General features: G+C 62.4%; 18 protein-coding genes. 16 read left to right on the top strand and 2 right to left on the bottom strand.

Annotated features, from left to right (window positions below):
* The first annotated feature begins 114 nt into the window (after positions 1 to 114).
* The gene (locus KEC16_RS00685; protein ID WP_211545737.1) at positions 115 to 540 is read left to right on the top strand and encodes a bacteriohemerythrin; all 426 of its coding nucleotides are present in this window, start codon (positions 115 to 117) and stop codon (positions 538 to 540) included.
* On the opposite strand, the gene KEC16_RS00680 is transcribed toward KEC16_RS00685, so the two are convergent.
* Positions 511 to 1,338 (bottom strand): alpha/beta fold hydrolase, encoded by an 828-nt coding sequence (locus tag KEC16_RS00680; protein WP_211545736.1) that lies wholly within the window; start codon positions 1,336 to 1,338, stop codon positions 511 to 513. The two genes, KEC16_RS00685 and KEC16_RS00680, sit on opposite strands and share 30 nt — an antisense overlap.
* Positions 1,339 to 1,576: 238 nt before the next feature.
* Here KEC16_RS00680 and rpsF point away from each other — a divergent pair, with 238 nt between their 5' ends.
* The 9 genes from rpsF to KEC16_RS00635 all read left to right on the top strand — a co-directional run bounded on the left by rpsF (position 1,577) and on the right by KEC16_RS00635 (position 9,380).
* Positions 1,577 to 2,011: a 30S ribosomal protein S6 gene (rpsF, locus tag KEC16_RS00675; RefSeq protein ID WP_211545735.1), complete on the top strand. Its 435-nt coding sequence runs from the start codon at positions 1,577 to 1,579 to the stop codon at positions 2,009 to 2,011.
* Complete coding sequence (gene rpsR / locus KEC16_RS00670) at positions 2,011 to 2,286, top strand: 30S ribosomal protein S18 (RefSeq protein WP_211545734.1); 276 nt, start codon at positions 2,011 to 2,013, stop codon at positions 2,284 to 2,286. The genes rpsF and rpsR overlap by 1 nt, the downstream gene beginning before the upstream one ends.
* A gap of 52 nt (positions 2,287 to 2,338) precedes the next feature.
* Complete coding sequence (locus KEC16_RS00665; RefSeq protein ID WP_249208608.1) at positions 2,339 to 3,241, top strand: DUF2232 domain-containing protein; 903 nt, start codon at positions 2,339 to 2,341, stop codon at positions 3,239 to 3,241.
* A 1-nt stretch (position 3,242) separates the two neighbouring features.
* Entirely contained in the window at positions 3,243 to 3,818 is a 576-nt protein-coding gene (rplI, locus tag KEC16_RS00660) for a 50S ribosomal protein L9 (RefSeq protein WP_211545733.1), read from the top strand.
* A gap of 150 nt (positions 3,819 to 3,968) precedes the next feature.
* Positions 3,969 to 5,180 carry an SAM-dependent methyltransferase gene (locus KEC16_RS00655; RefSeq protein ID WP_211545732.1) on the top strand — a complete coding sequence of 404 codons (1,212 nt, stop codon included), beginning with the start codon at positions 3,969 to 3,971 and terminating at the stop codon, positions 5,178 to 5,180.
* Between the two features lie 48 nt (positions 5,181 to 5,228).
* Positions 5,229 to 6,722, top strand: a complete 1,494-nt coding sequence (locus KEC16_RS00650; RefSeq protein WP_211545731.1) for a replicative DNA helicase — start codon at positions 5,229 to 5,231, stop codon at positions 6,720 to 6,722.
* Positions 6,722 to 7,831: an alanine racemase gene (gene alr / locus KEC16_RS00645; protein ID WP_211545730.1), complete on the top strand. Its 1,110-nt coding sequence runs from the start codon at positions 6,722 to 6,724 to the stop codon at positions 7,829 to 7,831. Before KEC16_RS00650 ends, alr begins: the two co-directional genes overlap by 1 nt.
* Positions 7,831 to 8,604, top strand: a complete 774-nt coding sequence (locus KEC16_RS00640; RefSeq protein ID WP_211545729.1) for an MlaE family ABC transporter permease — start codon at positions 7,831 to 7,833, stop codon at positions 8,602 to 8,604. Before alr ends, KEC16_RS00640 begins: the two co-directional genes overlap by 1 nt.
* Before the next feature lie 2 nt (positions 8,605 to 8,606).
* Positions 8,607 to 9,380, top strand: a complete 774-nt coding sequence (locus tag KEC16_RS00635) for an ABC transporter ATP-binding protein (protein ID WP_211545728.1) — start codon at positions 8,607 to 8,609, stop codon at positions 9,378 to 9,380.
* A 137-nt stretch (positions 9,381 to 9,517) separates the two neighbouring features.
* On the opposite strand, the gene KEC16_RS00630 is transcribed toward KEC16_RS00635, so the two are convergent.
* A complete protein-coding gene (locus KEC16_RS00630; RefSeq protein WP_211545727.1) occupies positions 9,518 to 10,363 on the bottom strand; it encodes a DMT family transporter in 846 nt (281 codons plus the stop codon).
* A gap of 151 nt (positions 10,364 to 10,514) precedes the next feature.
* Between KEC16_RS00630 and radA the strand changes: the two genes are divergently transcribed.
* From radA to KEC16_RS00600, 6 genes are all read left to right on the top strand, one after another.
* Complete coding sequence (gene radA / locus KEC16_RS00625; protein WP_211545726.1) at positions 10,515 to 11,888, top strand: DNA repair protein RadA; 1,374 nt, start codon at positions 10,515 to 10,517, stop codon at positions 11,886 to 11,888.
* Between the two features lie 21 nt (positions 11,889 to 11,909).
* The gene (locus tag KEC16_RS00620; protein WP_211545725.1) at positions 11,910 to 12,593 is read left to right on the top strand and encodes a CvpA family protein; all 684 of its coding nucleotides are present in this window, start codon (positions 11,910 to 11,912) and stop codon (positions 12,591 to 12,593) included.
* A gap of 20 nt (positions 12,594 to 12,613) precedes the next feature.
* A complete protein-coding gene (gene purF, locus KEC16_RS00615; protein WP_211545724.1) occupies positions 12,614 to 14,077 on the top strand; it encodes an amidophosphoribosyltransferase in 1,464 nt (487 codons plus the stop codon).
* The gene (locus KEC16_RS00610) at positions 14,074 to 14,787 is read left to right on the top strand and encodes an SDR family NAD(P)-dependent oxidoreductase (RefSeq protein WP_211545723.1); all 714 of its coding nucleotides are present in this window, start codon (positions 14,074 to 14,076) and stop codon (positions 14,785 to 14,787) included. The genes purF and KEC16_RS00610 overlap by 4 nt, the downstream gene beginning before the upstream one ends.
* A gap of 250 nt (positions 14,788 to 15,037) precedes the next feature.
* Positions 15,038 to 16,312 (top strand): hypothetical protein, encoded by a 1,275-nt coding sequence (locus KEC16_RS00605; RefSeq protein WP_211545722.1) that lies wholly within the window; start codon positions 15,038 to 15,040, stop codon positions 16,310 to 16,312.
* A gap of 82 nt (positions 16,313 to 16,394) precedes the next feature.
* Positions 16,395 to 17,576 carry a hypothetical protein gene (locus KEC16_RS00600; RefSeq protein WP_211545721.1) on the top strand — a complete coding sequence of 394 codons (1,182 nt, stop codon included), beginning with the start codon at positions 16,395 to 16,397 and terminating at the stop codon, positions 17,574 to 17,576.
* The last annotated feature ends 29 nt before the right edge of the window (positions 17,577 to 17,605 follow it).

Here is a 17,605-nt window from a genome sequence, read left to right as displayed (position 1 = left end):
GCTGTCAAGCGTGGCGTTGCTGACAATGTGATACAGAAGCACCCTTTGGTTATATTGAAACCAAATCAATTTCACCCCAAGGTGTCAACCGCATGACATTGTGGAGTTGCCCGCGTGCCGCCTGTCTACTGGTCAGACACCTATCGCATCGGCCATGCGAGCATCGACCAACATCACCAGGAATTGGTACAGGACCTTGAGCTGCTGCAAGCCGCCATCGCCACCGCCGATAACCGCACGCAAATTCTGGGCCTGTTCGATGAGTGGCTGGATCAGTTCGCCCGCCACGCCCAAGCCGAAGAAAGCTTGATGGCCCACCTGCGCCAGCCGGCCGGCATCGCCCATCGTCACGCTCACTGCGCCGAACACGCCGACTTCCTACACCAGGCCATGGATCTGCGCAACGACATCGCCCGAGGTCGCGACCAGATCCGGGCCATGGAAACCCTGAGCATGCAATTAATCGCTTTCGACCTGATCCGCCGCGATTTCGAAATGATCGGCCTGTTGCTACGCGAGGGCTTGGTACTGGAAGACTGAGGCCGATTCGTCGCCAAAGACCCGACCGGCGAAAGCGCATAAGGCCTCGGTCACTTCGGCCGGGCAATCGCGGTACAGTAAGTGCCGGCATTGCGGCAACACCCGGATTTCGGCCCCAGCCGGAACCGTTGACTGAATCGACAAATATTGCGCGGCGCTGCCATATTCGTCATCGTCGCCTTGCACCACCAGCACCGGCACCGTCACTTGCGCCAGTAACGGCCGCACATCCCACTCATCGGCGCACAAGCGCTCCCAGGCCAGCGCCCAGCCCCAAAACACATCATCGGTGTTTTCACCGTGATAGCGGTGCAAATGGTCGCGCAGCCGGGCTTTCTCGAACGCATCAACGGCACCGCGCACCCCGGCCAGAGTCGCCGGTTCGGCCATCACATGGGGGGCGAGCAAGGCGATGCCAGCCAATTGGGGAACACTGCCCAAGCCCGCGGCGATGGCCGAGATCGAACCGCCGTCGGAATGGCCGACCAAAATCGCCTGACGAACGCCCAGCACATTCAAGACCTGCGGCAGCCAAAATTCCGCCTCGTCTTGTAAATAAGTGTCTGGCCAGGGATGGGGCTTGCGGCTGGACCCGCCATAGCCATGACGGCTGTATTGCAAAACGCCGCATCCGGTGGAGCTGGCCACGCGATCGGGCAAATCCCGCCACAAGGCGGCCGAGCCCAAGCCTTCATGCAAGAAAACCATGGTTGGCGCCTGATCCGGCCGCGGGCCGACCCAGCGATATTCCAATTGCTGTCCGCGCACGGACAAGTGCCCCCAACGTCCATCAGCCATGATTTCATCTCCTGCGACACCACCCTTATTCGGTGTCTTATTTCGGCATGATGACTCCTTTTACGTGCTATTTCCACCCTCCAAGCCGCATAGGCACCTAAGCCTTGCATAGAGGGTCTTTTCGTGTATATTCCCCGGCTTCCAAACCCTTGCCGGTCCGACTGTCAAGACGGGACGGCTATGCCCGCGACTCCAAGGTGGGGGCGAAGGGAAGAGAAAAGCCAGAAGGGATTATTGAATGCCTTTTTATGAATGCGTGATTCTCGCGCGTCAGGAAGTTTCGGCCCCGCAGGTCGAAGCCCTGATCGACGAGATGGCCGGTGTGTTGACCCAGGGCGGCGGTACCGTCGCCAAGAAGGAATTCTGGGGTCTGCGCAATATCGCCTACCGGGTCAAGAAGAACCGCAAGGCGCACTACGTTCTGCTCAACCTGGACTCCCCCTCGGCCGCGGTCAAGGAAATGGAGCGCCAGATGTCGCTGAACGAAGACGTTCTGCGTGTTCTGACCGTTCGCGTCGACGAGCTGGAAGAAGGCCCGTCGGCCATGATGCAGGCCAAGAACAGCCGTGACGAACGTCCGCGCCGCGAAGATCGCGGTTTCGGCGATCGTGGTCCGCGTGAAGATCGCGGCCCGCGTGAGGATCGTCCGCGCCGTTCCGAGGGAGGTGAATAATGAGCGACGTCAAGACCACCGAGCGTCCGCGCCCCGCCGCTGCCGCCGGCGCCCGCCGCCCGTTCTTCCGCCGCCGCAAGACCTGCCCGTTCTCGGGCGAGGGTGCGCCGAAGATCGACTACAAGGACACCAAGCTGTTGAGCCGCTTCATTTCCGAGCGCGGCAAGATCGTGCCGAGCCGCATCACTGCGGTGTCGGCCAAGAAGCAGCGCGAACTGGCCCAGGCCATCAAGCGCGCCCGCTTCTTGGGCTTGCTGCCCTACGTGGTGAAGTAAGCAGCTTGTCTTGCCGGTGATACGGCAACTCGGCCTTGGGCTGGCGGCGGGATTGCTGAGCGCGCTCCTGTTTCTGTCGCTGGTCAAGGGCATCGCGTTAGGGTTTGTCCTGTCCTATGTGGCGCCTTTACCGTTGATGATGGCGGGATTGGCGTTGGGCATGGGAGCCTCGGTGACCGCCGGAGGAGTTGGCGCAATCGTGGTGGCCTTGGGATTTGGCGGCATGTCCGCCGTGTCCTTTCTGGTCGCCGCCGCGTTACCTGCCATGGTGGTGACACATAAGGCCCTGCTTTGGCGACAAGCCGAAGACGGACCGACCGAGTGGTACCCGCCGGGTTTGATCCTGGCATGGCTGACCGCCACCATCTTGGTGCTGATGATTATCGGCGCCGTCTTGGTGGCGGGGCACCCCGAAGGGGTCAAGGGTTGGGTTGCTGAAACCATCAGCCAAGCTCTTGATCTGTTGGCCACCGAACTGCCGCCCCCTGAGCGGCCCAAGGTGGTCGGGTGGTGGTCGTCGTTCTTCCCCGCCATGGTGTCCGCATCGTGGCTGGTGATGATCGTCGCCAACGCCACCGGGGCGCAGGCTTTGCTGGTCAGGCTTGGCCGCAATCGCCGGCAATCGCCGGCCTATCGGCAGCTTTGGCTGCCTGATTGGCTGGCCGTGGTTCTGGTGGTCGCGGCGTTGGCATCCCAGGTTTTCGGCGGCGACGTCGGCTTCGTGGGGGGCAATGTGGCTCTGGTGGTGGTGATCCCATTCATACTGTTGGGATTGGCGGCCATTCATGGCTGGGCGGCGGGCAAGCCCCAGGCGAGATTAATTCTCGCCACGACATATGGGTTGCTGGCCCTGGTATTTGTGTGGGCGGCCTTGGCCGTCGCCGTACTGGGGATGGTAAGATTCTGGACGATGAGGTTCCGCCGCGGCGATAGCGGCGGCGGTATGGAGGGTTAAGATGGAAGTCATCCTGCTCGAAAGGATCGAGAAGCTCGGTCAGATGGGCGACGTGGTCAAGGTCAAGCCTGGCTTCGCCCGCAATTTTCTGCTGCCTCAGAAGAAGGCGCTGCGCGCCAACAAGGGTAACCTTGCCTTCTTCGAACAGCAGCGTGTTCAGCTTGAGGCTCTGAACCTCAAGCGCCGTGACGAAGCCCAAGGCGTCGCCGTCAAGATGGACGGCCTGTCGGTGCTGATGGTTCGGCAGGCTGGCGAAGGTGGTCAGTTGTACGGTTCGGTTTCCGGCCGCGACGTCGCCGACGCCATCAAGGGCGCCGGCTACACCGTGGAACGCCGCCAGGTCAACCTGGACAGCCCGATCAAGACCCTGGGTTCCTACCCGGTCCGCGTCTCGCTGCACCCGGAAGTCTCGGTGACGGTGACCATTACCGTCGCCCGCTCGCAAGAAGAAGCCGAGCGCGCCGCCGCTGCCGCTGCCGCTGCCGCCATCGAAGCTGAAGAAGCCGAAGTGGAAGAAGTCGTGGAAGCGGAAGACGTGGTCGAAGACGACGTCGCCGAGGACGAAGAAGAGGTCTAAGCCTTTTCTGTCGCGCCAAGATGATGACGCCAGGCGGCGGATGGGCAACCATCCGCCGCCTGTGTCATTTTACATAATACCAAAGCTTGGGTTACGCATGCGCGGGCAACGCGCCACCATAAGCGCCGTCGTCTACCGGAGCGCGAACCCATGTCCCTGCTCGATCTGCTGTTTTCAAACCTGATCTCTCAAGGCGCCATTGGGCTTATCGACAGTGCCGGCACCAAGCGCCAGTACGGTGACGGTTCGGCCCCGGTGGCCGTCGCCCGTATCACCGATAAAAAGACCGAGCGCCGCATCACCCTGGCCCCCGATTATCACCTGCTGGAAGCCTATACCGACGGCACGCTGGTGATGGAGGAAGGCAGCTTCCACGATTTCCTTGATGTCTGCTGCGCCAATGTCGCCGATGGCGGTTTCAACCCGCTGCACAAGGCCTATCAAGCCATGGGCCGCGCCTTTTTGTTCTGGCAGCGCTGGAACCCCATGCATCTGGCGCAAAAACGCGTGTCGCATCATTACGACCTGCATGAAAACCTGTTCAAACTGTTTCTCGACGACGATCTGCAATATTCCTGCGCCTATTTCCAGAACGCCGATGACAGCCTGGAACAGGCGCAGGCGGCGAAAAAACGGCATATCATCGCCAAGCTGGACATCAAGGATGGTCAAAGCGTGCTGGATATCGGCTGCGGCTGGGGCGGCATGGCCCTGCAAATCGCCCGAACCGCCGACGTCAAGGTGCTGGGGGTGACCCTGTCCAAGGAACAATTGGAAGTGGCCCGCCGTCGGGCGGCAGAGGCCGGACTGGCCGACCGCGTCCGCTTCGAGTTGCTGGATTACCGCAAGCTTAGCCAACGCTTCGACCGCATCGTCAGCGTCGGCATGTTCGAGCATGTGGGACCGCCCCATTACCGCCAATATTTCCGCAAGGTCCGCGACCTGCTGACCGATGACGGCGTCGCCCTGGTCCATTCCGTCGGCGAATATGATTACGGCAGCTCGAACCCGTGGATTCAGCGCCATATCTTCCCCGGTTCCTATACCCCGTCACTGGGCCAGGTTTTGCCGGCGGTGGGAAAGGCCAAGCTGTGGACCACGGATGTCGAGGTGCTGCGGGTCCATTACGCCGAAACGCTCAAGGCGTGGCGTGACCGCTTCACCACCCGCCGGGCCGAGGCCGCCGCCCTGTACGACGAACGCTTTTGCCGCATGTGGGAGGCCTATCTCTCGGCCTGCGAGATCGGATTTCGCCGCATGTCGTTGATGGTGTTTCAGATCCAGCTGACCAAGCACCGCTATGCCCTGCCCCTGACCCGCGATTACATGCTGGAGACGGAACGGCGGCTGGCGGAAAAGTGATCACCGCGCCGGCTTTGCCTGCCTGATCCTTTCTGTTAGGGTTCGGCCATGTCGAACCCTGAAGACCTTCCCACCTTTCGCACCCCGCCGCATAATTACGAAGCGGAACAGGCGCTGCTGGGCGCCATCTTGCTCAACAACCGCACCTTTGAGCGGGTGTCGGAATATTTGCGGCCGGAACATTTCGCCGACCCCACCCATGGCCGCGTCTTCGCCGCTTGCGCCAAGCTGATCGAACGCGGCCAGATCGCCAATCCGGTGACGCTGACCACCTATTTCCAGCATGACGGCGGCCTGGAAGAATTGGGCGGCACGCCGTATCTGGCGCAATTGGCCAATGCGGTGGTGTCGATCATCGACGCCGAGGATTACGCCAAGCTGATCCACGACCTGCATCTGCGTCGTGAATTGATCGAGCTGGGCGAGACCATGGTCAATCAGGCCCACGCCCCCAAGATCGACGAGCCGGCCATGGACCAGATCGGCCGGGCCGAGGCGCAATTGTACGAACTGGCCACCACCGGCCAGACCGAAGGCGGCTTCGAGACCTTCGGCCAAGTGCTGGTCGAGGCGGTCAAGCAAGCCGAATCGGCGCATAAGCGCCAGGGCAAGCTGTCGGGCGTGCCCACCGGCCTGATCGATCTGGACAAGAAACTGGGCGGCCTGCATCCGTCGGATTTGCTGATCCTGGCCGGCCGCCCGTCCATGGGCAAAACCTCGCTGGCCACCAACATCGCCTATAACGCCGCCAAGGCCTATCGCGAGGAAGTGGACGCGCTCGGCAACAAGAAGGCCGCCGATGGCGGCGTCGTCGCCTTCTTCTCGCTGGAAATGTCGTCGGAACAATTGGCCACCCGTATCTTGGCCGAAGCGGCCGAGATCCAAAGCCATAAGATCCGCCAAGGCGAGATGTCCAACGACGAATTCGAGAAGCTGGTGGTCGCCGCCCAGGAACTGCACCGCCTGCCGCTGCATATCGACGACACCCCAGCCCTCAGCATCTCGTCGGTGCGCACCCGTGCCCGCCGGCTCAAGCGCCAGCAAGGCCTGCATCTGATCGTCGTCGATTACCTGCAATTGCTGCGCGGGTCGGGAGCGACGGCGGAAAGCCGCGTGCAGGAAGTCTCGGAAATCACCCGCGGCCTCAAGGCCCTGGCCAAGGAATTGGATTTGCCGGTGATCGCCCTGTCGCAGTTGTCGCGCGCGGTGGAACAACGCGAGGACAAGCGGCCGCAATTGTCGGATCTGCGTGAATCGGGCTCGATCGAACAAGACGCCGACGTCGTCATGTTCGTCTTCCGCGAACAATATTACCTGGAACGGGCCGAGCCGGGCCAGCGCCCGGACGAAACCCCGGAAAAATACAACGAACGTCACGCCAAATGGCAGGAACGCTGCGAAGAGGTGTGGAACACCGCCGAAGTGATCATCGCCAAGCAGCGTCACGGCCCGGTCGGCACCGTCCGCCTGGCCTTCCATGGCGAATTCACCAAGTTCGGCAATCTGATGACCGACGACCATTACGAAGAACCGGGGTTCTGATGACCGCCCATGACCGCGCCACCGGCATTCTGACCATCGATCTTGACGCCATCGCCGATAATTGGCGCCGCTTGGCTGCCCGTGCCCCCGGCGCCGAGGCCGCCGGGGTGGTCAAGGCCGATGGCTATGGCTTGGGCGCGGCGGCCGTCGCCCGCAGCTTGCGCCAAGCCGGCTGCAAGACCTTCTTCGTCGCCACCATCGACGAAGGCATCGCCCTGCGCCCCATTGTCGGCGACGCCCGCATCTTGGTGCTGGGCGGCGTGCTGCCGGGAACCGGCGCCGATTTCATCGGCCATGGCCTGATCCCGGTGCTCAACAGCCTTGAACAGATCGGCCTGTGGTCGGGCTTCGCCCAAGCGGCGGCCAAGACCCTGCCGGCGGCATTGCATCTGGATACCGGCATGAACCGGCTGGGCTTGGACCGCGCCGCCATCGATCTGGTGGTCGATGACCGCCGCCGCCTCGCGGGCATCGACACCATGCTGGTCATGAGCCACATGGCCTGCGCCGACGAACCCGAACACGGCAAGAACCCGGAACAATTAGCCGCGTTCCAAAGCATGAGCGAATCCTTGGCCCTGTCGACGCCGCGCTCTTTGGCGGCCAGTTCGACCATCTTCTTGGGGCCGGATTACCACTTCGATCTGATCCGCCCCGGCGCCGCCCTTTACGGCCTTAACCCGGTGCCGGGCCAGCCCAATCCCATGCGCCCGGTCCTGCGTCTGGCGAGCAGAATCCTCCAGGTCCGTGACGTTGACACCCCCCAGACCGTTGGCTATGGTGCCAGCCATCGGTTCAAGAGCAAAGGCCGCGTGGCCACTGTCGCTTTCGGTTATGCCGATGGCCTGTTCCGGTCATTGGGCAATCGTGGATTTGGCGTCATCGGAGGGATAAAAGTGCCGGTCGTTGGTCGCATCTCCATGGATTTGACCACTTTCGACGTCACCGCCGTGCCGCCCGAGCATGTCCATGCCGGCGCCATGCTTGAACTGATCGGTCCCGACCATGATTGCGACCAACTGGCGCTTGAGGCCGGCACCATTGGCTATGAGGTCCTGACCGCCCTAAGCCGGCGCTATTTGCGCGACTATATCGGAGGAAACGGTTGATGGATTTCCTGGCGACGATTGGCCGCGTCTTCCTGACCTTCCTGTCCCATGTAGGCCGGTTGTCGGCCTTTGCCGGCACCGCCATCTCGCATGTCGTCCGCCCGCCGTTTTATCCGCGCCTGACCCTGCGCGCCATGATCGATATCGGTTATTACTCGTTGCCGGTGGTCGGTCTGACGGCGGTGTTCACCGGCATGGTGCTGGCGCTGCAATCTTATTCCGGCTTTTCCCGCTTCGCCGCCGAAGGCGCCGTCGCCACGGTGGTGGTGCTGTCGATAACGCGCGAACTGGCCCCGGTCCTGGCCGGTCTGATGGTCGCCGGCCGCATCGGCGCGTCGATGGCGGCGGAAATCGGCACCATGCGGGTGACCGAACAGATCGACGCCTTGACCACGCTTTCCACCAATCCGTTCAAGTATCTGGTGGCGCCGCGCCTGCTGGCCGGTGTGCTGATGGTGCCCTGTCTGGTGCTGGTGGCCGACATCATCGGCGTGTTCGGCGGCTATATCGTCGGTGTCTATAAGCTGGGCTTCAACCCGTCCTCTTATCTGGCCCGGACCTGGGAATACCTGGAACCGCTGGACGTCATCTCGGGCCTGACCAAGGCGGCGGTCTTTGGCTTCGTCATCTCGCTGATGGGCTGCTATCACGGCTATTATTCCCGTGGCGGCGCCCAAGGCGTCGGCGCGGCCACCACCAATTCGGTGGTGTCGGCGGCGATCATGATTTTGATCTTCAATTACGTCATCACCGCCCTTTACTTCGGGAAATGATCATGACCGCGCCGGCAAAAATCGTCCTTTCCGACGTGCACAAATCCTTTGGCAAGAAGGTGGTGCTGGATGGCATCGACCTGAGCGTCGCCAAGGGGGAATCGGTGGTGATCATCGGCGGTTCGGGCACCGGCAAATCGGTGCTGCTGAAATCCGTCCTTGGCCTGTTGCGGCCAGAGAAAGGCTCGATCAAGGTCGATGGCGAGGAAGTCATCGGCATGCGTTCGAAAGATCGCGACCGCATGATGTTGAAATTCGGCATGCTGTTCCAGGGCTCGGCGCTGTTCGATTCGTTGAAGGTCTGGCAAAACGTCGCCTTCGGCCTGATCCAGGGTCGGGGCATGGAGCGAGAGCAAGCCCACGCCATCGCCATTGAAAAGCTGGCCAGCGTCGGCTTGGCCGCCTCGACGGGCGAATTGTTCCCGTCCGAACTGTCCGGCGGCATGCAAAAGCGCGTCGCCCTGGCCCGCGCCATCGCCACCAGCCCCGAAATCATCTTTTTCGACGAACCGACCACCGGCCTGGATCCGATCATGGCCGACGTCATCAACGACCTGATCGTCAAATGCACCAAGGAATTGGGGGCGACAACGCTGTCGATCACCCATGACATGGCCAGCGCCCGCAAGATCGCCGACCACATCGCCATGCTGTACAAGGGCCGCCTGATCTGGATCGGTCCAGCCAAGGACATCGACCATTCCGGCAACGAATTTGTCGATCAATTCATCCACGGGCGGGCCGAAGGCCCGATTAAAATGGAATTGCGCGCCTAAGCGCGCGGGCCGAAGGCCCGATCAAGATGGAACTGCGCGCCTAGGCGCGCGGGCCGAAGGCCCGATTAAAATGGAGTTGCGCGCCTAAGCGTGCGGGCCGAAGGCCCGATCAAGATGGAACTGCGCGCCTAAGCGCGTTACCGCATCTTGCGCCGGCCGGCGATGACCAGGGCGATGCCTCCCAGTACCGCGGCTGACGACAACATTAATCTAAGCGAGATGTCCTCGCCCAACATCGCCACCGCGCCCAGGGCGGTGATCACCGGCACGCTCAGTTGCACCGAGGCGGCGCGGGCCGCCGTCAAATGCGGCAGCACCGCGTACCACAAGGCATAGCCCATGCCCGAGGCGACAGCCCCGGACAGCGCGGCATAGATCAACCCGACGTCGTCCAGACGAATCGCATCCGCCGACGCCATGCCCAGCGCCGGCAGCAACGCCAAGGGGGCGGCGCGCAGGAAATTGCCGGCATTGACCGCGATCGGATCGCCGGCGGCACGGCCCAAAATGGAATATATCCCCCAGGCGACACCGCTGCCCAGCATCAGGACCGCGCCCAAAAGCGGCGGCGCCGACACGCCCGGCGCCAGCAAGAGCGCCAGACCGGCCAAGGCCAAACCCAGACCGAACCATTGCACCGGCAGCGGATGTTCGCCGCGCAACAGGCCGGCGGTGATCATGGTCGCCTGCACCGCGCCGAACAGCAACAAGGCCCCGGTCCCCGCCGGCAAACTGACATAGGCGAAGGAAAAAGCCGTAGCATATGCCAGCAAAGCGGCACCGCCGCGCCACGACCCCGCCAGTCCTTGGCGGCGGAAAAGCGCGATCAGCCCCAGGCTGGCCGCCCCCGAGGCGAGGCGTACCAAGGTGAAACTGGCCGGATCAACGGCGGTCTGAGCCAGGGCCAGACGGCACAACACCGAATTGGCGGCAAAAGCCATCATGGCGACCACAACCAGCATCGCCACCCGCGTCATCGCCATTGCCGTGATTTCCTCAATCAGAATTGGTTTCCCATTGTAAGGTGCGGCCGCGCAATGCACAACCGCCCCACCCACCCCTTGCCAAACCGGCTGGACTTGCGCATACCTTTCCCCAGCCCCCTTCCCCCCATTCCCATCGGAACGCCGCCTCTTGTCCAAGTCAGCCCCTCGCTTTGTCTGTCAGGAATGTGGCGCCGTCACCGTCAAATGGGCTGGCAAGTGCGAAACCTGCGGTGCCTGGAACTCCATCGCCGAGGAAGCCCCGCGCGAGAACACGCCCAAGGGCCTGGGCGGCAAGGCTGGCCGCAAGATCGAATTCGTCGGCCTGGAAGGCTCGGCCGCCCCGGTGCCGCGCCTCTTGACCAAGATCGGCGAATTGGACCGGGTGGCCGGCGGCGGGTTGGTCCCTGGCTCCGCCTTGCTGGTCGGCGGCGATCCCGGTATCGGCAAATCGACGCTGCTGACCCAGGCCGCCGCCCAATTATCGGCGCATTGCTCGGTGGTCTATATCTCGGGCGAAGAAGCCGTCGATCAGGTGCGCCTGCGGGCACGCCGCATGGGGTTGGCCAATACCCCGGTGAAATTGGCGGCGGCAACCAGCCTGCGCGACATTGTCTCCACCTTGGACGTGGCCGACGCCCCCCAGGTGGTGGTCATCGATTCCATTCAGACAATGTTCGCCGACACGATCGAATCGGCGCCGGGCACGGTAACCCAGGTGCGCACCTGCGCCCATGAACTGATCCGACTGGCCAAGCGGCGCGGCTTCGTGCTGTTCCTGGTCGGCCACGTCACCAAGGAAGGCACCATCGCCGGCCCGCGCGTGTTGGAGCATATGGTCGATACCGTGCTGTATTTCGAAGGCGAGCGCGGCCATCAATTCCGCATCCTGCGCGCGGTCAAGAACCGCTTTGGCGCCACCGATGAAATCGGCGTGTTCGAGATGACCGATGCCGGACTGGCCGAAGTCGCCAACCCTTCGGCCCTGTTCCTGGCCGAACGACGCGGCAATGTCTCGGGATCGTGCGTCTTTGCCGGCATCGAGGGAACCCGGCCCATGCTGGTGGAAATTCAAGCCCTGGTGGCCCCCAGCACGCTATCGTCACCCCGCCGCGCCGTGGTCGGCTGGGATTCCAGCCGTCTGGCCATGATCCTGGCGGTGCTTGATGCCCGTTGCGGACTTGCTTTGTCGGGCAATGACGTTTATTTGAACGTCGCGGGCGGATTACGGATCGCCGAACCCGCCGCCGATCTGGCGGTGGCCGCCGCCTTGGTCTCGTCGGCCAGTGATATCCCGGTTCCCGCCGATATGGTGGTGTTCGGGGAAATCGGCCTGTCGGGCGAGGTCCGCGCGGTGGCGCAAACCGAGCTGCGCCTGAAGGAAGCGGCGAAACTGGGCTTCGCGCAAGGGCTGGTGCCCGCGATGCCGAGAAAGGGCAAGGGACCGGTGGCCACGGGGTCGCTGGGCATTCGCCCGCTTGGGCACCTGCAAGATTTGTTGGGGCTGTTCCGCCCCGCTTCGTGACGACAACAGAGCCGATCCCCTATGGGTAATCTTTCCATTACTGCTGTTGATATCGTCGTGGCCGTCGTGTTGCTGGGTTCCGCCGGCTTCGCCTTCATGCGCGGCTTCGTGCACGAGGTCCTGGCCATCGCCGCCTGGGTTGGCGCCGCCTTGGCCGCGTTATACGGCTTTCAATATGCCCAACCGCTCGCCCGCCAATATATCGGCAGCGCCCTGGTGGCCGACATCGCCGCTGGCGCCGCGCTGTTTTTGCTCACACTGCTGATTTTGTCCATGCTGACCAAGGCGGCGTCCGACCGGGTCCGGCGCAGCGCCCTCAACAGCGTCGATTCGTCGCTTGGCTTTGCTTTCGGCCTGCTGAGGGGTGGCGTTTTAGTTTGCCTCGCCCATCTATTAGTCAGCATGGTCACCGAAACGCCGCCGTCATGGCTGGCCGAAGCCAAAAGCTTCCCCTGGCTGGAACGTGGCGCCAACATCTTGCGCGGTCTGGCGCCCGATAATTTCGGCGCGGCCCAAGGCCAGGCCAGACAGGTGTCAAAAGAGGCGCAAGACCTGATGCAGGCGGAACAAACCTTCCGCAAGTACATCGCCCCGCAGCCGGCAGCACCGGCCGTCAAGGGGGCCGAGACGGGCGCCAAGCCCGCGCAAGGGTACGACAAGGAAAGCAGAAGCCAACTGGATCGTCTGATCCAGGCCAATCAATGATTACAGCGGCGAGAACCGGCATGTTGACCACCAATCCTTTCGACGACGACCATCTGCGCGAAGAATGCGGAGTGTTCGGCATCTATGGCCACCCCGAGGCGGCTGCCCTGGTGGCGCTGGGTCTACACGCGCTCCAGCATCGCGGTCAGGAAGCGGCCGGAATCGTTTCGCATGATGGTGATCTTTTCCATAATCATCGCGACCTCGGCCACGTGGAAGATTGCTTCGGCAATGAAGCCATTATCCGCAAGCTCAAGGGCGCGGCCGCCGTCGGCCACGTGCGCTATTCCACCACCGGCGAGACGCTTTTGCGCAATGTCCAGCCGTTGTTCGCCGAAATGGAATTCGGCGGTCTGGCCCTGGCCCATAACGGCAATCTGACCAACACCAACGTGTTGCGCCGCTCGCTGGTCAAGCGCGGCTGCCTGTTCCAAAGCACCACCGATACCGAGGTGATCATCCACCTGATCGCCATCAGCTTGTACACCAGCGTTGAGGACCGCCTGATCGACGCGCTTCGTCAGATCGAAGGCGCCTATTCGCTGACCTGCCTGACCAAGAACGGCGTCATCGGCGTGCGCGACCCCCTGGGCATCCGCCCGCTGGTCCTGGGTAAGTTGGATGGCGCCTGGTGCCTGGCTTCGGAAACTTGCGCCTTCGACATTATCGGCGCCGAATTCGTCCGCGATGTCGAACCGGGCGAAATCGTTGTCATCACCGCCACCGGCCTGCGCTCGCTCAAGCCGTTCGCCCTCAAGCAACGCCGCTTTTGCATCTTCGAATATATCTATTTCGCCCGCCCCGATTCGATCATGGAAGGCACCAGCGTCTACGATGTGCGCAAGCGCATCGGCGCCGAATTGGCCCGTGAAAGCTCGGTCGATGCCGACGTCATCATCCCGGTGCCCGATTCAGGCGTTCCCGCCGCCTTGGGCTACGCCACCGAGGCCGGAATTCCGTTCGAGCTGGGCATCATCCGCAACCATTATGTCGGCCGCACCTTCATCCAGCCCACCGACCGCACCCGTCACGCCGGCGTCAAGATGAAGCACAACCCCAACCGCCACACCATCGAAGGCAAGCGGGTCATTCTGGTCGATGATTCCATCGTTCGCGGCACCACCAGCCGCAAGATCGTCGAAATGGTCCGCCAAGCCGGGGCCAAGGAAGTGCACATGCGCATTTCCTCGCCGCCGACCAATCATTGTTGCTATTTCGGCATCGACACGCCGGAACGGGAAAAATTGCTGGCGGCGCGTTACGATGTGGCCGGCATGGCCAAATTGATCGGCGTCGATTCGCTGGCCTTCATCTCGCTTGACGGCCTGTACAAGGCGGTGGGCGAAGAAGCCCGCAATCCGCAAGCGCCGCAATATTGCGATGCCTGCTTTACCGGCGATTACCCGATCATGCCGACCGATTACGCCGACCAATTGGCCGATCCCAAGCAATTTTCCCTGCTGACCAGCGAGGGGGCCAAGTGAGCAAGCGTCTACAAGGCCGCATCGCCCTGGTCACCGGCGCCTCACGCGGGATTGGCCGGGCGGTGGCCAAGCGCTTCGCCGCCGAGGGCGCCGAAGTCATCTGCGTCGCCCGCACCCAAGGCGGGCTGGAGGAACTGGACGACGAAATCTCCGCCGCTGGCGGCAAGGCCGTGCTGTGTCCGTTGAACCTGCGCGAATTCGATAAGATCGACCAGGTGGCCGCCGCCCTGTACGAACGCTTTGGCCGCCTGGACATCCTGGTTGGCAATGCCGGCGATATCGGCGGCGGCTTGGCCCCCATCGGCCATGTCGATCAAAAGCATTTCCAAGAAGCCTTTGACGTCAATGTCACCGCCAATTACCGGCTGATCCGCGCCTTTGCCCCGCTGCTTAAACTGTCCGAGACCGGGCGGGCCATCTTTGTCACCGCCGGGGCGGCCCAGGCCAACCAGCCCTATTGGGGCGTCTATGCCGCCGGCAAGGCGGCGCTGGAATCCATCGTCCTGACCTGGGCGGCGGAGATCGCCAATATCTCCAGCACCAAGGTCAACCTGATCGACCCCGGCACTGTCGCCACCCGCATGCGCACCATCGCTTTTCCCGGCGAGGATCAGACCATCTTGCGGCAACCCGACGATGTCGCCGCCAGCTTTGTCGCCCTGGCGGAGGCCGGCTGCCAACGCCACGGCGAGATCGTTACCATCGACTGACGCCGAAGCACCTTGCATCGGGCATGGCACGGCTGCAAAAAGGCCGGGCTAAACCCGTGCATATAGGCCGTCCGCCCGATTGACCTGTGCGTTATTGCACGCGATCATGCGCCCGCCATACGACAGCGCTTGCACCATCGGGTCAGGTGCGGTAAGCCAAAAGATGGGGGTAGTTGATGACGTCAGTGGCGATGGCTGTGGGGGCTGTCCAACCGTTGATGGAAACGTCCAGAAGGACGATGAGGGCGGGATGAACGAGACGTCGCGCGACAACAAAACGTTTGAAACCAAGGTTTCAAACCTGATCAACGCCACCCGACACCTTGAAGTGTCGCAAATCCTGCTGCTGCGCCGGCTGACCATGGCCGACCCGGAAAGTCTGAAATGGGCCAACATCCGGCAATTGGATGTCGTGTTCTCGGTGATCCTGGGCAAGGCGGTCGAGCGGATGGGCCTGGATCGCCTGCGAGAAGCCCGCGACCAAAATTTCGAACCGCTGTTGCCCCTGGACGCCAATAACCGCGACGAGGATGTCCGCGTGCTGGCCGCCATCAGCGAGCCGATGTTGGGGCAATCCCCACCGCCCATCTCCGAGCATGAAGCCCTGCTGGCCAAATTGCTGGCCATGGGCCCGGTGGCGGCCAAAGCGCCGGTCGCCCGCTATATTTCCGCCATCAAGGAACCGCCACCGCTGTTCGCCGCCCAATTGGGGCCGGATTCCGAACGCCTGATGCCCGGCGGCGCCGACCGCATGCAATTGGATTCGGACGAAAAGCCTTATACTGACTTCCCCACCCTGTTCGACGACGCCATCTGTTCCTATTCCCGCAAAATTCTTGGTTTGTTGCAGGTCAAGGGCGACATCAAACCCGGCCGCCGCCCCTTTGCCATGGCCCCGGAATTCACCCAATGTTACGAGGAAGTGCTGCGCCGTTTCGTCTTGCCGCCCATGCGGGTGTCGCGCCATATCCAGCAATTGGGCATCAGCCACAATTGGCCGGAAGTCGGCGGCGGCAAGCTGATCGAAATCATTCAAAGCGGTGAGGTCAACAACCCGGTTCTGCACAATTGGGACAGCCGGTGGGCGGCGTTTCGCACCATCAAGGGCAAGAAGCCCAAGGCCGAGGACGATCCCTGGCCCCTGTTCCGCGAGGATGCCACCAAGGGCGATTACAGCCCCCCCAGCGAAGACAATTTGCGCCTGATGCAAGATATCGTCCGCTTCGAGGCCGAATCCATCGCCAAGGCATGGCGCGAACTGGGACAATTATACGAGCAGGAATTCACCCCCAATGCCCGCCAGGAACAAGCGCGCGAGGGGGCTTTCCGCGATGGCTTGATGAAGTGGATCAGCAAGCTGCCCGAAGACATCGGCGAATTGCTGGCGATCAAATGTTATTACATGCTTCCGCGCATCGACGGCACCTTCATCCGCCGGCTTTTGACCAATTTTGGCCGGAGCGATCAGGACCGCCGCCGCGCCGCCCCGATCCTCAGCGATTTCGTCCAAACCCTGAATGAATGACCCTTTTGCACCGGCGTGAAGCTGCGTTACCTTTCAACACGACAATATGGTGAAAACCAATAAGCGGGGGAAACGAAGGGGCATGAGCGCGGCGAAAGGCGACGGTTTCGAATCCAAGGTGGTCGATCTGGTGGCGGTGACCCAACGGCTGGATGTGTCCCGCATCCTGCTGCTGCGCCGCCTGACCTTGGCCGATCCGCAAAGCCTGAAATGGGCCAACGCCCGGCAACTGGACCTGATCTTCAACGTCATTCTGGCCAAGGCACTGGAACGCGTCGATCCGGCCGAAATCATCGCCGCCAGCACCCAGCATTTCGATCCCTTGCTGCCGCCAGGGCCGGAAGACCAGATGGACAAGGAACGCTGGCTGCTGTTCGATCTGGCCAAACCCATGCTGTCGGGCGCCGCCGCCAGCACTACCGGCACCACCGAAGCGGTGATGGACGAACTGGAATCCGAGGATACGGACGAGGACGGACAACCGCAAAGCTATGGCGATTTCGCCACCATGTTCGACGACAGCATCTCGCGCTATTTACGGCGCACCCTGTCGGTTCTGGCCGCCACCAACTCGCGTCCGCACATCCCGCCGCCGTTTTACGCCGCCCCCACTTTCGCCGCGTGCTACTTGCATGTGCTGCGCGATTCGGTGCTGCCGGCCATGCGGAGTTCGCGCCGGCTGAAGGAACTGGCCACCAGCCGGAACTGGACCGAAGCCGGAGCCGGCGGCCGCATCATCGGCATGATTCAAGCGGGCGAGAGCAACAACCCCATTTTGCACCATTGGGATGCCCGCTGGCAGATCTTTCACCCCGAGCACCTGATCAAGGGCAAGGACGGCAAAGCCAGGCCACGTAAGCCCGGAGAAGACCCCTGGGCGATGTTTCGCGACGATGCGGCGCAACATGGCTATATCCCGCCCTATCCGGCCGACATCCCCATGTTGCAACGTCTGGTGCGGCTGGATGGCGAGGTTTTGGCCGATGCCTGGGAACAATTGGCGCAGATGTACGAACAAGAATTCCAGCCCAAAACCCGAGCCGAACAAGGTCGGCCCGGCTCGTTCCGCGACGGCATCTTGAAGTTCCTCGACAAGCTGGATTATCACGGCGGCGACCTGCTGACCGTGCGCGCTTTTTTCGACTTCCCCAAGGTCGACCGTCAGTTCATCAAGCAATTGATCCAGATTCTGGGCCGCACCGACAAGGAACGGCAGATGCGCGCCCCGCTGCTGATCGCTTTTTACAACGACCTGCCGAAATAGAGCGGCGCGCCTTTAATCTGAGGCACGAC

The sequence above is a fragment of the Magnetospirillum sulfuroxidans genome, from assembly GCF_018224925.1.
Lineage (GTDB): Bacteria > Pseudomonadota > Alphaproteobacteria > Rhodospirillales > Magnetospirillaceae > Magnetospirillum > Magnetospirillum sulfuroxidans.
The sequence above is the reverse complement of the archived record's forward strand: the minus strand, read 5'-3'. Positions and strand labels throughout refer to the sequence as shown.

What these genes read in the sequence shown, in the direction of transcription:
- KEC16_RS00680 (WP_211545736.1), bottom strand. Translation starts at nt 1,338, where the DNA reads ATGGCTGATGGACGTTGGGGGCACTTGTCCGTGCGCGGACAGCAATTG.
- rpsF (WP_211545735.1), top strand. Translation starts at nt 1,577, where the DNA reads ATGCCTTTTTATGAATGCGTGATTCTCGCGCGTCAGGAAGTTTCGGCC.
- rpsR (WP_211545734.1), top strand. Translation starts at nt 2,011, where the DNA reads ATGAGCGACGTCAAGACCACCGAGCGTCCGCGCCCCGCCGCTGCCGCC.
- rplI (WP_211545733.1), top strand. Translation starts at nt 3,243, where the DNA reads ATGGAAGTCATCCTGCTCGAAAGGATCGAGAAGCTCGGTCAGATGGGC.
- KEC16_RS00655 (WP_211545732.1), top strand. Translation starts at nt 3,969, where the DNA reads ATGTCCCTGCTCGATCTGCTGTTTTCAAACCTGATCTCTCAAGGCGCC.
- KEC16_RS00650 (WP_211545731.1), top strand. Translation starts at nt 5,229, where the DNA reads ATGTCGAACCCTGAAGACCTTCCCACCTTTCGCACCCCGCCGCATAAT.
- alr (WP_211545730.1), top strand. Translation starts at nt 6,722, where the DNA reads ATGACCGCCCATGACCGCGCCACCGGCATTCTGACCATCGATCTTGAC.
- KEC16_RS00640 (WP_211545729.1), top strand. Translation starts at nt 7,831, where the DNA reads ATGGATTTCCTGGCGACGATTGGCCGCGTCTTCCTGACCTTCCTGTCC.
- KEC16_RS00635 (WP_211545728.1), top strand. Translation starts at nt 8,607, where the DNA reads ATGACCGCGCCGGCAAAAATCGTCCTTTCCGACGTGCACAAATCCTTT.
- KEC16_RS00630 (WP_211545727.1), bottom strand. Translation starts at nt 10,363, where the DNA reads ATGGCGATGACGCGGGTGGCGATGCTGGTTGTGGTCGCCATGATGGCT.
- KEC16_RS00620 (WP_211545725.1), top strand. Translation starts at nt 11,910, where the DNA reads ATGGGTAATCTTTCCATTACTGCTGTTGATATCGTCGTGGCCGTCGTG.
- purF (WP_211545724.1), top strand. Translation starts at nt 12,614, where the DNA reads ATGTTGACCACCAATCCTTTCGACGACGACCATCTGCGCGAAGAATGC.
- KEC16_RS00605 (WP_211545722.1), top strand. Translation starts at nt 15,038, where the DNA reads ATGAACGAGACGTCGCGCGACAACAAAACGTTTGAAACCAAGGTTTCA.
- KEC16_RS00600 (WP_211545721.1), top strand. Translation starts at nt 16,395, where the DNA reads ATGAGCGCGGCGAAAGGCGACGGTTTCGAATCCAAGGTGGTCGATCTG.